The 13,905-nt window shown below is 73.6% G+C and carries 12 protein-coding genes; 10 read left to right on the top strand and 2 right to left on the bottom strand.

The genetic code is table 11. From position 1 onward, the window contains the following. Positions 1 to 146 precede the first annotated feature (146 nt). The 8 genes from AB0J71_RS20295 to AB0J71_RS20260 all read left to right on the top strand — a co-directional run bounded on the left by AB0J71_RS20295 (position 147) and on the right by AB0J71_RS20260 (position 6,787). A complete protein-coding gene (locus AB0J71_RS20295) occupies positions 147 to 1,541 on the top strand; it encodes a cytochrome b N-terminal domain-containing protein (protein WP_364415435.1) in 1,395 nt (464 codons plus the stop codon). Between the two features lie 71 nt (positions 1,542 to 1,612). Continuing rightward, positions 1,613 to 2,281 (top strand): HEAT repeat domain-containing protein, encoded by a 669-nt coding sequence (locus AB0J71_RS20290; RefSeq protein WP_364415515.1) that lies wholly within the window; start codon positions 1,613 to 1,615, stop codon positions 2,279 to 2,281. Between the two features lie 6 nt (positions 2,282 to 2,287). Next, positions 2,288 to 3,283: a HEAT repeat domain-containing protein gene (locus AB0J71_RS20285; protein WP_364415433.1), complete on the top strand. Its 996-nt coding sequence runs from the start codon at positions 2,288 to 2,290 to the stop codon at positions 3,281 to 3,283. 46 nt (positions 3,284 to 3,329) lie between these two features. Continuing rightward, positions 3,330 to 3,563 (top strand): hypothetical protein, encoded by a 234-nt coding sequence (locus AB0J71_RS20280; protein WP_364415431.1) that lies wholly within the window; start codon positions 3,330 to 3,332, stop codon positions 3,561 to 3,563. Further along, positions 3,560 to 4,042, top strand: coding sequence for a Clp protease N-terminal domain-containing protein (locus AB0J71_RS20275; protein WP_352326930.1), 483 nt, complete (start codon positions 3,560 to 3,562; stop codon positions 4,040 to 4,042). Before AB0J71_RS20280 ends, AB0J71_RS20275 begins: the two co-directional genes overlap by 4 nt. 111 nt (positions 4,043 to 4,153) lie before the next feature. Further along, complete coding sequence (locus tag AB0J71_RS20270) at positions 4,154 to 5,047, top strand: ABC transporter ATP-binding protein (protein ID WP_364415429.1); 894 nt, start codon at positions 4,154 to 4,156, stop codon at positions 5,045 to 5,047. Further along, on the top strand, positions 5,044 to 5,877 hold the full coding sequence (locus tag AB0J71_RS20265; protein ID WP_364415427.1) for an ABC transporter permease: 834 nt from the start codon (positions 5,044 to 5,046) through the stop codon (positions 5,875 to 5,877). The genes AB0J71_RS20270 and AB0J71_RS20265 overlap by 4 nt, the downstream gene beginning before the upstream one ends. A gap of 289 nt (positions 5,878 to 6,166) precedes the next feature. After that, positions 6,167 to 6,787, top strand: a complete 621-nt coding sequence (locus tag AB0J71_RS20260) for a DUF418 domain-containing protein (RefSeq protein ID WP_364415425.1) — start codon at positions 6,167 to 6,169, stop codon at positions 6,785 to 6,787. On the opposite strand, the gene AB0J71_RS20255 is transcribed toward AB0J71_RS20260, so the two are convergent. Beyond that, positions 6,720 to 8,099 carry a hypothetical protein gene (locus AB0J71_RS20255; protein ID WP_352326935.1) on the bottom strand — a complete coding sequence of 460 codons (1,380 nt, stop codon included), beginning with the start codon at positions 8,097 to 8,099 and terminating at the stop codon, positions 6,720 to 6,722. The two genes, AB0J71_RS20260 and AB0J71_RS20255, sit on opposite strands and share 68 nt — an antisense overlap. Positions 8,100 to 8,380: 281 nt before the next feature. Continuing rightward, complete coding sequence (locus AB0J71_RS20250) at positions 8,381 to 9,565, bottom strand: erythromycin esterase family protein (protein ID WP_364415423.1); 1,185 nt, start codon at positions 9,563 to 9,565, stop codon at positions 8,381 to 8,383. 77 nt (positions 9,566 to 9,642) lie between these two features. Between AB0J71_RS20250 and AB0J71_RS20245 the strand changes: the two genes are divergently transcribed. Further along, positions 9,643 to 10,347 carry a TioE family transcriptional regulator gene (locus tag AB0J71_RS20245; RefSeq protein ID WP_364415421.1) on the top strand — a complete coding sequence of 235 codons (705 nt, stop codon included), beginning with the start codon at positions 9,643 to 9,645 and terminating at the stop codon, positions 10,345 to 10,347. A 6-nt stretch (positions 10,348 to 10,353) separates the two neighbouring features. After that, entirely contained in the window at positions 10,354 to 13,893 is a 3,540-nt protein-coding gene (locus AB0J71_RS20240) for a serine/threonine-protein kinase (RefSeq protein WP_364415419.1), read from the top strand. The last annotated feature ends 12 nt before the right edge of the window (positions 13,894 to 13,905 follow it).

Raw genomic sequence — 13,905 nt, 5'->3', positions numbered from 1 at the left:
CACTCCCTCGACCGCCGTCCATCCCCCTGTCCCGGCCCAGCCCGTCGCTCCGGGAACGAGCCGTTATGACGTAACTCACCCTCCTCGACGTCACATCTCGGCCGCCGATCTCGTCTTGAAGGCGAAGGCGAAACGAGGAGGATCCGATGCGCTCATCGGTGCGGAAACGTCAGTCGTCGGGGCTCGGTCATTGGTCGTTCATGTTCGCCGAGGTGGCGATCTGGTCCTTCGCCGTCCTGGTGGTGACCGGGCTGTTCCTCATGGTGTTCTTCGACCCGGACATGTCCCCGGTGCTCTACCACGGCGTGTACACGCCGCTGAGCGGCGTCCCGGTCAGCAGGGCGTTCGACTCGACCATGCGGCTGAGCCTGGAGGTGCGCGGCGGGCTCTTCGTCCGGCAGGTGCACCACTGGTCGGCCCTGGTGTTCGTGGCGGCGGTCGCGATGCAGTTGCTGCGCATGTTCCTGACCGGCGCGTTCCGGCGGCCGCGCGTGCCGCAGTGGCTGATCTGGGTGACGCTGCTGCCGCTCGGGATGGCCGCGGGAGAGACCGGCAACATCCTGCCCGACGACATGCTCTCCGGCGGCAGCCTGTGGCTGATCCAGTCGGTGCTGCTGTCGATTCCCGTCGTCGGGTCGTACGGCGCGCAGCTGCTCTTCGGCGCCGGGTTCCCCGGCGACAGCATCATCCCCACCATGTACTGGACGCACGTGCTGCTGATCCCGGCGGCCATGGTGGCGCTGCTCGCCGCCCGCGAACGGCTGGTGCGGCGGCACGGGCACTCGCGGTTCGCCGCGCCGGTCCCGGCGCGCGCGAGCGTGCGCCCGTTGATGGCGGGCACGACGATCGGGGTCCTGGTCATCCTCGGCCTGGCCTTCCAGATCGCCCCCATCTGGTTGTACGGCCCGGCCGGGCCCGGCCAGATCTCGGCCGGCTCGGTGCCCGACTGGTACATGGGCTTCCTCGACGGCGCTCTGCGGATCATGCCGGGCTGGGAGCTGGCGATCGGGGGGTACACGCTCAGCCTGGCGGTCCTGGTGCCCACGCTGGTGGTCCCCGGGGTGTTCTTCACCGCCCTGGCCGGCTACCCGCTGGCCGAGCGCCTCGTCCTGGGGCGGCTCGGCCGGCGGGACGCGCTCGGCCGGCCCAAGAGCAGGAGCCGCCTGGCCGCCGAGGTGACCGGCCCGGCCGTGCTGGACCGGCCGCGCGAGGCGCCCGTGCGGACCGCCGTCGCCGCCGCCGGGGTCGCCTTCTACGGCCTGCTGTGGGCCGCCGCGGCCAACGACCAGCTCGCCCACCAGTTCCACCTCTCGGTGGAGGCCGTGACGATCTTCTTCAGGTACGCCGTCCTCCTCGGCCCGGTCGTCGCCTTCTGGCTGACCCACCGGCTCTGCCTCGGCCTGCGGCTCCAGGACCGGCACGACCTGGAGCACGGGCCGGAGAGCGGCGTGATCGTGCGGAGCGCGCAGGGCGGCTTCCACGAACGCCCGATGCACCTGGAGCCCGAACGGCAGCACGCGGTCACCGCGCCGCGTGACTGACCGCGCCGGCCCGGCCGCTTGACCTTGACACTGTGACAAGGTCTTCACTGGTCGCCGAGGAGGTGGTCCCGATGACCAGGCAGGAACAGGACCCGGACACGACCGGCGCCGTCGCGGGGCTGGCGGCCGGCGACCCGTCCGTACGGCTGCGGGCGGCCCTGGCGGTGGGCACGACGCCCGACCCGCGCCTCGTCGGCGCGCTCGTCGAGCGCTGCGCGGTCGAGCCGGAGTTCCACGTGCGCGACATGCTCACCTGGGCGCTCACCCGCCATCCGGCGAAGCTGACGGTCCCGCGGCTGCTCGGCGAGCTGCGTTCGGAGCGCGCGCAGGCACGCAGCCAGGCGCTGCACACGCTGTCCAAGATCGGCGACCGGCGGGCGTGGCCGGCGATCACCCGGCAGCTGCTGACCGACGCCGACGACGAGGTGGCGCGGAGCGCCTGGCGGACCGCGGTGCTGCTGGCCCCCGAGGAAGAGAAGCCCGGACTGGCCGAAGTATTGTCGACACAGCTCGGGCGCGGCCGACGGGAGACCCAGCTGAGCCTCAGCCGGGCGCTGGTCGCGCTCGGCGAGGTGGTCGAGCCGGTGCTGCGGGCCGCGATGGCCGACCCGGATCCCGGCGTGCGCACGCACGCGGGGGCCACGGAACGGCTGCTGCGCGACCCGGAGGCCGGATTCGAGTTCGCGATCGAGGAGGCGAAGCGCGTCGTGGCCCTCGGCGCCGGCGGCCAGGAGGGATGATGGGCTGTGCTGATCGGCGACGTCGCGCGACGGTCCGGGGTGAGCGCCCGCATGCTGCGCCACTACGACGCGCTCGGCCTGGTGCGCCCGACGGGCCGCAGCCACGCCGGCTATCGGGAGTACTCCGGCGCGGACATCCAGCGGATCTTCCACATCGAGAGCCTGCGGTCGCTGGGCCTGTCGCTGCGTGACGTCGGCCGGGCGCTCGATGATCCCGGCTTCACGCCGTCCGGGCTCGTCGAGGACCTCATCCGGCGCACCCGGGAACGCATCGCGGCCGAAACGGAGCTGCTCACGCGGCTGCGCCGGATCGACGCCGCCGACCCCGCCGGCTGGGACGACGTGCTCCAGGTCGTCTCCCTGCTGCAGGCGCTCGGCTCGAAGAACGCCGGCCGCCGCCAGAGCGCGGCCCTGTCCTCGGTCGCCGAGGTCCCGGTGGAAGCGCTCGTCGAGGCGGCGCTGGGCGAGAGCGATCCGCACGTCGCCGGAGCCCTGCGATGGGCTCTGGCGCAGTCGGGCGAGGACGCCGCCGCGCTGCTGGCGCAGGGCCTGCACGCGCCGGCGGCCGAGGTGCGCAAGCGCGCGGTCCAGTCGATCGCCGAGCTGCCGGACGCCGCGGCGACCGCCCTGCTCCGGGACGCCCTGACCAGCCCCGACGTCGTGGTCCGCCGCTACGCGGCCCTGGCGCTCGGGGCCCGCGGCGTGGACGAGGCCATCCCCACCCTCATCGACATGATCGTCGAGGGGACGAACGACGTCGACGCGGCCGACGCCCTGAGCACACTGGCGGGCCGCCCCGGAGCGGCGGACCCGATCGCCGCCGGGCTCGTGGACCGCCTCACCCGGCCTGGCGCCGAGCCGTCCGCGCGCCGGCGGCTGACGCAGGCGCTCGCCGACATCCCCGGAGCCACCGCGTCACGTGCCCTTGCCGCCCTGGCGCAGGACGACGACCGCGCCGTCGCGCTCACCGCCACCTACATCGTCGGACTCCGCAGGCGATAAGCAACCACGGTTGACCAACGTCGATTAGTCAACTAGGGTTGCTTATATGCCGGTAGACGACGTACCCGTGCCCCAGGGGCCCGCCGACGCGCTCGCGGCGGTCGTGGCGCTGCGGCGCCGGGCCGACCAGCTGGAGGACGCCGCCGTGGAGCAGGCCGTGCGCGCCGGGTGGGGCTGGCCGCAGGTCGCCGAGGCGCTCGGCGTCACCCGCCAGGCGGTCCACAAGAAGCACGCCAAGCGGCTCATCGCCGCCGGCGCGATGCCGAGGAGACTACGGTGAGCGCGATCGACCACTACATCAACGACATCATCGCGCGGGGAGCGGCCGAGGCGCGGGCGGACGGCTCCGCCGCCACCGAGGCCCACCACCTCCTGCTGGCCATCACCGCGATCGAGGGCACCGCCGCACACCGCGTGCTGACGGCCACGGGGCTCCGGCGGCAGGCGATCAGAGATGCGCTGGACCGGGAGTTCGAGCACAGCCTCGGCGTGGCCGGGGTGTCCCTCGCCTCCTACGGCCTGCCGGAACCCGTCCGCCACGCCAAGGATCATCCCAAGCTCGGCGCCTCCGCCCGGCTCGCGCTCGAACGCGGCTTCGCCGCCGCCAAGGGCAAGAAGGACCTGCGCCCCGCGCATCTGCTGCGCGGAGTCCTGGCCGCCGGCGTCGGCACCGTGCCGCGCGCGCTCGCCCTGGCCGGCGTCGACCGGGCCGGCCTGATCGATCGCGTCGAGGAGACGCTCACGCGCGACAGCTGGTAACCGGCCCCCCCGTTCCCGCGCTCCGGCCCCGTTCGGGCCGCGACGCGTCATGCCCTCGCGCCGGCGGGTGCTCAGGCGCGGGGTCATCCGATCACGAAGAGAGGTCATCTCATGACGAAGAGCGACGGTCTCGTGCTCGACGTCGACGGGCTGCGCATGCGCTACGGCCCGCTCGACGTCCTGCACGACGTCACGTTCCAGGCCCGCCACGGCGAGGTCGTGGCCTTACTGGGGCCCAACGGCGCGGGCAAGACCACCACGATCGAGATCTTGGAGGGCTTCCGCATCCGGTCGCAGGGGCGGGTCTCGGTGCTCGGCGCCGATCCCACCCACGGCGACGAGCGGTGGCGGGCCAGGCTCGGGATCGTGCTGCAGTCCTGGCGCGACCACGGCAAATGGCGGGTGCGCGAGTTCCTCGCCCACCTCGGCGGCTACTACGCCCCCTACGCCGTCCCCGGCATCCCGCGGCCCTGGGACCCCGACGAGCTGATCGAGCGGGTCGGCCTGACCGAGCACGCCGGCAGGAAGCTCAGGACGCTGTCGGGCGGGCAGCGGCGCAGGCTCGACGTGGCGATCGGCCTCGTGGGGCGTCCCGAGCTGCTGTTCCTCGACGAGCCGACCACCGGCTTCGACCCGCAGGCCAGGTCCGACTTCCACGACCTCGTACGCGACCTGGCCGAGGCCCGCGAGACCGCCGTCCTGCTCACCACCCACGACCTGGACGAGGCCGAGAAGCTGGCCGACCGCATCCTCGTGCTGAACGGCGGCCGGATCGTCGCCGACGGCACCGCCGCCGAGCTGGCCCGGCGGATCGCCGGCGAGGACGAGGTGCGCTGGATGCGCGACGGGCGGCGGTACGCCGAGACGACGCCCGACTCGACCGCGTTCGCCCGCGAGCTGTTCGCCCGCCACGGTGACGAGATCCAGGAGCTGGAGGTCCACCGGGCCTCGCTGGAGCAGACGTACCTGGCGCTGGTGCGCGAGGCCGAGGAGGCGGCCCGGTGAACGCGACCGTCCTGCGCGCCGGCTGGTCCCGGGGCCTGATCGAGCTGCGGCAGTCGTTCACCAACGGCGCCGAGCTGTTCTCCCACTTCCTGTGGCCCGCCCTGATGGTGGCCACGTTGTTCTTCATCCGGGACCTGTCGGTCGGCGCCCTCCCGCTCGGCGCCCTGGCCCTGCCCGGCATCCTCGGCATGAACGCCGCGACCGGCATGATCGGCATGAGCCAGCAGCTCACCGCCGACCGCGAGGACGGCACGCTGCTGCGCGCCAAGGCCACCCCGCACGGGATGCCCGCCTACCTGATCGGCAAGGTGATCTCGGTGTCCGGCGGTCTGCTGGCCGACCTGGTGATCTTCCTCGTGCCCGCCGCGCTCCTCGTCGAGGGCCTGCGGATCGGCCCGGACTCCTGGCCCGGCCTGGCCTGGGTGCTGCTGCTCGGCCTGGTCGCGACCCTGCCGATCGGCGCGGTGCTGGGTTCGGTGTTCACCACCGCACGCGCCCAGGGGCTGGTCCAGCTGCCGTTCCTGGCGTTGATCGGCATCTCCGGCATCTTCTACCCGATCACCGCACTGCCCGAGTGGCTGCAGGGGCTCGCCCAGATCTTCCCCGTCTACTGGATGGGGCTCGGCATGCGGTCGGCCCTGCTGCCTGACTCGGCGGCCGCCGTCGAGATCGGCGAGTCGTGGCGGCAGCTGGAGACCGCCGGCGTGCTGGGCGCCTGGGCGGTGCTCGGCGTGCTCGTGGCGCCGGTCGTGCTGCGGCGGATGGCACGCGGGGAGTCCGGCTCGTCGGTGGCGGCACGCCGTGAGCGTGCCCTGCGGCGGGTCGGGTGAGCGCCGTGACCGCCACGACGGCGACCGGCCGGTCCCTGGCGCCGGACCTGGCCCGGGGCGTGATGTTGCTGGCGATCGCGGTGGCGCACGCGCCGGTGTTGGCCACCGGCACGGCCTTCGGGGTGCTCGACGGCGTGGCCGCGTTCCTCGATCATCTGCTCGCCCACAACCAGGCCCGGCCGATGTTCGTGTTGATGTTCGGCTACGCGCTGGGCCAAATCGCCCACCGGCATCAGGCCAGGGGCGGGGACTGGGACTCGCTCAGGAGGCTCCTGCGGCGCCGGGGCCGATGGTTGATCGTCATCGGCTTCGTGCACGGACTGCTCGTGCCGCTGGACATCATCGCGGTGTACGGGCTGACGCTGCTGCTGCTCGTCCCGCTCGTGCGCGCCCGGGACTCGGTGTTGTGCTGGACGGCCGGCTTCCGGGGGCCCTGCTGCTGTCCGGCGCGTGGACGCCCCCCGCGCCCTGGGTCGCCGTGCTCGCGCACACCGTCACCGGCCAGGCCGGCGGCATCGGCCTGGCTGCCCTCATGGGGCTCATCGCGACACGTTCCCGCATCGGCCCCCTCACCGCCGCACTCGCCGCACTCGGCCGGCGCTCCCTGACCTTCTACCTGTTCCAGTCAGCGGTGTTCCTCGTGCTGTTCTACCCGTTCACGCTGGGCCTGTCCGACGACGTGGGCTTCGCCGCCGCCTTCGGCACCGCCCTCGCGGTCGGCGCCGTGTCGATCGTCCTCGCGAACTGGCTGGAGCGCGCAGGCCGCCGGGGCCCGATGGAGGTCCTGCTGCGGCGCCTGACCTACGGCCGCCGCAGCACGGCGGCCGGTCGAAGGCTGTCTCCTAGACCTGCCGGCGACCGGCGGGGTCGGGACGCGCCGCCGCGGCGGCCTGGCCGACACCCTGCCTGATGCGGCTCTCCATCCGCGCGACCGCGCCCGTGCCGGCCGCCATGCTGGCCCCGGTGACCTGGGCCTGGCCGGTGACGAAGATGCCGTTGTTCAGGATGGTCGTCTGGCGCTCGCGCAGGTCGCTCACGTCGACGTTGTGCTCCTCCAGGAAGTCGGCGACGGCGTCCATGATGCGCTGTTCGGCGGCCTTGACGTACATCTCCTTGTCGAGCTGCTGGAAGTAGCGGTGGTAGAGGTGGTCGGTGGCGTGCTCGCGGGGGTTGTAGGCCGCGCCGTAGTTGAAGGTGTGGCCGCGGATGGCCTTGATGCTGGCCTTCTGCTGCCGCCTGCGCCTTCTCGGCTCCGAGAGCGCGGCGAGGGTGTTGGGCAGGGCCAGCACCAGCGCCGCGGCGGTGCGCCGCAGGGCCGACAGCGCGATGCGGGCCATCCGCTCCGAGGGCGCGCAGTTGACCAGCCGGTCGACCTCGCGGTAGGCCTCCCGCAGCGGCGGCAGCAGCGAGTAGCCGGCCTCGGTGAACATCATGCCCTTCTCGGCGAGCAGCACGAACCGCAGGAAGATCGAGATCACCACCTCGCCCTCCCAGCCGGTCACGCTCACCGTGAGATAGGGGCGGGCCCGCGTGCGCGGGTTGTCGCGCAGCTGGTGGATGAACCTCTCGCTCACCGTCGGCACGGGCGGCAGGAGGGCGTCGGGCAGCACGGCGGCCTGGAGCTCGGGGTCGGTCTCGTAGCGCAGGTCGAGGCCGTTGACGAAGAGCTTGTCGCCGACGGTGAGACCGGGCAGGCCGAGGGCGGCGATCTCGGCGGCCACCCGGTCGTAGAGCTCGCCGACCGCGAAGGGCACGACCGTCTCGCCGGGCCGGGCCTTGGCGACGTTCATGGTGAACGACCAGTTGTTGATCCGGCTGCCGTAGCCGACGAAGGGGGAGTAGTCGGCGAACACCGTGACGTTCCCGGCGCCGCGGTCGGCGATGTCCACCAGATGGTCGCGCAGCGCGGGCGAGCTGGGCAGCGGCGCCTCGGCCGGGTCGAAGGAGTGGCGGGTCAGCCTGGTCAGGATGACCGACTCGTGGGCGTCGTAGAGCTCGGCGAAGACGACGAGCCAGGCCAGGAAGATCGGGAGCAGGACGAGCGGGCTGGACAGCAGGGCCAGCGTGGCCAAGGCGAGCACGGCCAGCACGGCGTCACGCACCTGCTGGCGCCTTTGGGCCATCAGGCCGTACTTGAGCATCGTGGCCAGGTCGACGCCGGGGGACTGGGCGACGGCCCGGAAGCGGTCATGAAGAATCGAGCGAATGGTGGAATTACGCACTTTCGCGTCGAGCATCATGGCGATGCAGAGATATCGCGTGACTTCCGTCGCGGCCGGGCGATCACCTTGGAAATGACGGCCACAATTAGCGCATACCAGGGAATCGGGCGAATTCGGGCTGTCGCAGTGACCGCAGTTCATCAGCTCAGTCCTCTGGTCGGGGGCTTCGTGGACTCTGACGTCACCTCGACTTTAACGAGCGCACGGCCGGCGTCGCCAGGTAAAAAGAATTCGCCCGGAGGACATCATTCGCCAAACGCAATAAACAACAATGCCGGGCCTCAGATCTCCTTGAGGAAGACGATCGCGTCCGCCTGGCCGACGGTGGCGGGGTCGAGGGCCAGGTAGGTGTGGTCCACCGGGACGCGGGGCGCCGGCCCGCGGTCGAGCGCCCCGGCCAGGCGGCGGGGATCGACGACGGCGCGGGCGTCACACACCTCCGACAGGATGCCTTCAAGGGTGTCGGGGGCCGGGACGTCGGCGCCGCGGGAGCCGAAGGTCGAGGCGGCGAAGGCGTACCGGTCGCCGACACCCGCGGCGAGCACGGCCCCCGCGCTCCACCACCGCAGCTCCTCGCCCGCGAACCGCCACCGGCTCTCGTCGCGCTGCAGGTGGCGGTTGTGGGCGAAGACGAGGGTAGGGCCCCGGCGCTCCTCGCGCCGGACGATCGCGTCGAGGTTGCCGGCCATCATCGCGTCGCGCAGGCCCATGAGCGCGCCGAGCCGGCGCGGCGAGGGGTCGGCCATGCCGGCGTGGTAGCGCAGCAGCCCGGCGGCGGCGCGGGCGTGCAGGCCGGCGCGCCACCGGTCGTCGCCGGACGTGACGGCCGCCAGGTGCGGGGCGTGCGCGGTGAGCAGCACGCAGAGGTCGTCGGCGATCAGGCGCAGCTCCGCGACCTCCGGCGCGCCGCCGATCGAGCGGGCCGGGTCCGTGAGGGCGGCCGGGTCGGTCCAGCGCTCGTCGGGGCCGAGCAGCTCATCCAGCCTTTCGCGGGTCAGGGGCAGGTCGAGGTGGGGGGCCAGGTAGTCGTACAGGGCGGTCAGGGCCGGGCGCGGGGCGGCCGGGCCGGTGATCTCCACCGGGGCGTCGAAGCCGTCGAAGCGCAGCCGGTCGCCTGGCGCGCCCCGCTCGTTGCGGGCCCGCATCCAGCGCAGGAGCTCGCGGTTGGCGGGCGAGGCGCCGAACCCGTGGCTGAAGCCGCGGCTCATCGCCTCGTCGAGGGTGACGTCGCCGCCGGTGACGTACGCGTCGGCGGTCAGGCCGGCCAGGCAGTCGCTCTCGACGGCGATCGACCGGTAGCCCTCGTGCTCGACGAGGTGACGGAAGAGCTCGTTGCGCAGCTCCAGGAAGGCTTCGACGCCATGCGTGGGCTCGCCCAGGCCGAGCACGCGGACGCCGGGGCGCAGCAGCGCGGTGAGGGCGCCGCCGGTGAACGCCTGGACGGCGTCCCGGATCGAGGTCGTCATGCCTTCAACCGTATCGTTGAACTTCTAGTGTAAACTTCTGGCCGATCCACCGGCGGGCAGGGAGGCATACCCTCAACATGCGGCCCATCGATCTGGCGCGCGCGCACGGCCTGTCCACGCAGGCGGTGCGCAACTACGAGGACGCGGACATCCTGCCGCCGTCCGAGCGTTCCGCGCACGGCTACCGCGTCTACACCCCCCGCCACGCGGCGGCGCTGCGCACGTTCCTGGCGCTGGTCCCCGCCCACGGGCACGCCACCGCGACCGCGATCATGCGGGCCGTGAACGGCGGCGGCCTCGCGGCGGCGCTGCGCCTGATCGACGAGGGCCACGCCCAGCTCGCCGAGGACCGCGGCACGCTGGAGGCCGTCGAACGCGCGCTGCGCGACCTGGCGCCGCCGCGCGAGGCGGAGCCCGGCGTGACGTTCATCGGCCCGCTGGCCCGCCGGCTGCGCATCAAACCGGCGACGTTGCGCAAGTGGGAGCGGGCCGGGCTGACCGTGCCCCGGCGCGACCCGCGTACCGGCTACCGGGTCTACACCGCCGCCGACGTCCGCGACGTGCTGCTGGCCCACCAGCTGCGGCGCGGCGGCTACGGGCTGGAGCAGATCCGGCAGGTGCTGGACCAGGTGCGCGCGGCGGGCGGCATGGAACCCCTGCAGGCGACGTTGCGCGACTGGCACGACCGGCTCACCGCCAGGGGCCTGGCCATGCTCACCGCAGCGGGCGCGCTGGACGCCTACCTGCGCGAGGGGAACTTTGCCACCGGGGAGGGCATCTAACACGCCGTGGAAGCGTCGAACGCCGGAGAACCGCAGCGCATAGGGCAGTACTGGCTGGCCGGACGGCTCGGGTCCGGGGGCCAGGGCGTGGTGTACGACGCCTACGACCCCGAAGGCCGCCGGGTCGCGCTCAAGGTCCTGCACATGGCCGACAGCCCGGCCGGCCGCGAGCGGTTCGCCAAGGAGGCGGCCGCGGCCGGGCGCGTGGCGTCGTTCTGCACGGCGCGGGTGCTCGACTGCGACCTGTCGGGCAGCAGGCCGTACATCGTCAGCGAGTACGTGCCGGGCCCGAGCCTGCGCCGGGCGGTCGAGCAGGGGCGCCGGTTCGCCGGGGACGACCTGCACCGGCTGGCCACGGCGATCGCCACCGCCCTGACCGCCGTGCACGACGCGGGCGTCATCCACCGGGACCTCAAGCCGGACAACGTGCTGCTCGGCGCCGACGGCCCGCGGGTGATCGACTTCGGCGTCGCGCGCACCGCGGACATGTCGCTGACCAGGACCGGCGAGGTGGCCGGCACGCCCACGTACATGGCGCCCGAGGTGTTCACCGGGCAGCGGGCGGGCGCGCCCGCCGACGTGTTCGCCTGGGGCGCGATCATCGTGTTCGCCGCCACGGGCGCCGACCCCTTCCGCGCCGACAACCTCGGCGGGGTCATGCACCGGGTGTTGTCGGCCCAGCCCGACCTGAGCGGGCTGCCGCCCCGGCTGGCCTCGCTGGTGTCGGCCGCGCTGGAGAAGGATCCGGCGGCCCGTCCCACCGCCCGCGACCTGCTGCTCGCCCTGGTCAGCGGCAACAGCGCCGACACCCGCGGGCTGCTGACGGCGGGCAGCCGCGCCGCCAGGGGCGTGCACGTGCCCGAGCAGGCCGACCCGGCGCTCGGCACGATCGCCGAGGACGCCTACGGCGCGCTCGCGCCCGAGGAGCGCGAGCTGGCCGCCGAGGTGTTCCTGCGCCTGGTGACGGTCACCGAGGACGGGCACGAGGCCGTGCGCTGGGCGTTGAAGGAGGACCTGCTCGCCGGCCGCTCCGAGCGGGAGACGCAGGCGATCGAGCACATCCTCCAGGTGTTCTCCTACCTGGTGACGCAGAAGGACGAGGCGGTGGCGCTGTCACGTCCCGCGCTGCTGCGCGCCTGGCCGCGGCTGCGCGTCTGGGTGGACGGCGACCGCGACGGGCTCGCCGTGCTGGGCCAGCTCAGCGACGCCGCCCGCCAGTGGGCCGGCAACGGCCGCAAGGACGGCGACCTGCTCCAGGGCAGCCGCCTGGACCAGGCGCTGACCTGGGCCGCCACCGGCCGCAGGCACATCACGCTGACCCCTCTCGAACGTGACTTCCTGGCCGCGGGCACCGGCCTGGCCAGGCGGCGCGTGCGCCGCCGACGCCTGACCACGGCCGCGCTGGCCGGGCTGCTGGTGGTGGCGCTGGCCGCGGGCGGCCTGGCCGTGCTGCGCGGCCGGCAGGTGACCGAGCAGAGCCTCCTGGCGGGCCGGCAGCGCGACCAGGCGGTCGGGCGGCAGGCCGCCGCCGAGGCCGACCGGCTGCGGACGAGCGACCCGGCCACGGCGATGCTGCTCAGCGTGGCGGGCTGGCGGCTGGCCCCCGGCCCCGGCACCCGGCGCAGCCTGACGACCTCGCTGACGATGCCGGAGAGCGCCGTCTTCCGCGACCCCGGCGCCAAGGGCGTCTCGGCGTCGGCGTCGGCGGCCGGCGGGCGCGTGCGGGCCATCGCCGGCGAGGACGGCGTCCGGGTCTACGACGTGCCCTCCGGCCGGCAGACCGCGTTCTGGCGGTGGCCGCGCGGACTGGAGGCGCTGCCGTCGGCGGCGGCGCTCAGCCCGAGCGGGCGCACGCTGGTGGTGGTCAGCAGGGACACGGCCTACGCCTGGGACGCCAGGACGGGCGCCAAGCTGCGCGAGCACCGCATCGGCGAGGGCAGCCCCGGCGTGCACGTCACCTTCGACGGCAACGAGAACCTGGCCGCGGTGATGCGCGAGACCACCCTGGAGTTCCTGTGGGACACCAGGACCGGCGCGTCCTACACCCCGGACCTGGAGTCGGGCGTCGCTCCGGCGATCGCGCCCTCCGGCGCCTACATCGCGGGCGTCGGCCCCAACCAGGGCGGGCTCAAGGTGATCCGCCTGCCCAGCCTCACCGTGGACACCCGCCTGCCGAAGGCGTGCGGGCCGGTGGTGGCCTTCACGCCGGACAGCAGGCGGCTGCTGTGCGCGAACGGCGACATCGCCGCCTTCGACCTGGCCACCGCCAGGAAGGTGCCCGACTCCGACCAGCCGTTCTGGCAGGAGTCGGCCCTGGACGACACGCTGAACGGCCGGCTGCGGATGAGCCCCGACGGCCGCCGCATGCTGGCCGTCGAGGGCCGGACCCTGCACCTGCTCGACGCGGACGACGGCGACGAGCTGGCCCTCTACCGGGCCGAGGGCGAGCCCGAGGACGTCTGGCTGGAGGCCGACGGCCACACCGTCCGGTACGTAATCGACAACTCGACCATCACCGCCGACCTGACCTCCCGCCTGCCCTCCACCCGGCTGCCGCAGGGCTACGAGCTGGACGCCTTCAGCCGGGACGGCCGCCTGGCCGCCGCCACCAAGGACTCAGGGCCGGTCCGCGTGTGGGACGGCGTCCGGCTCGGCCTGCCGATGGCCGGCAGCGCGGGCGTCACCGGACAGCTGTTCGACCCGGCGGGCGCCCGGCTGGCCGCCGAGGGCGCGGACTCCTCGGCGGCCCTCTGGGACGTCGCCACCGGCCGCCGGTTGTGGCGCCACGCCGTGCCGCGCACGCAGTTCGTGTTGTCGAAGACGTTCACCCCCGACGGCCGCCGGCTGGTGCTGTCGCTCAAGGAGCAGAGCGAGCGGGACGCCCGCAACGAGCTGGTCGTCCTCGACGCCGGCACCGGCCGCACGCTCGCCCGGCACCATCTGGCCACGGTCACCGAGACCATCGTGGCCACCCGCGACGGCACGGCGGTGGTGACCGCCACCGGCAAGGTCTACGACCTGCGCACCGGCAAGGCCGTCGGCCCCGGCTTCAACCGGTCGGGCCTGGCGATCGCGCTCAGCCCTGCCGCGCAGGTGCTCGCCCTCGGCTCGGCCACGGTCGAGCTGTGGGACGTCGCCACCGGCCGCGAGCTGCCGCCCGCGCTGCGCGTGGCCGCCCGGGGGCAGGTCGAGACCGTGCTGTTCAGCCACGACGGCTCGCTGCTCGCGCTGATCGGCAGGTCCATCGGGGAAACGTTCGACGACGTGTACACCGTCCAGGTCTGGGACGTCGGCTCGCGGGAGCGGATCGGCTCCTTCCCCATCGGCATCCTGGACCGGCTGGCCTTCAGCGCCGACGACCAGACCCTGTACGTCTCGGGCAACGCCTCAGGGACGATCATCCGGATCCCGGTGGGCGCCGAGTCCGTGGCCCGCCTGGTGTGCGAGCGCGCGGGCCGCACGATGAGCCCGCAGGAGTGGCAGCGGCACCTGAAGGACGTGCCCTACCGGGACGTCTGCCCCGGCGTGCGGCACGGACGGTCGTGACGGGCGCCGCTC

The organism is Nonomuraea sp. NPDC049637, assembly GCF_040675235.1.
In the GTDB taxonomy this organism is placed as follows: domain Bacteria; phylum Actinomycetota; class Actinomycetes; order Streptosporangiales; family Streptosporangiaceae; genus Nonomuraea.
This window is presented reverse-complemented; position numbering and strand designations above follow the sequence as displayed.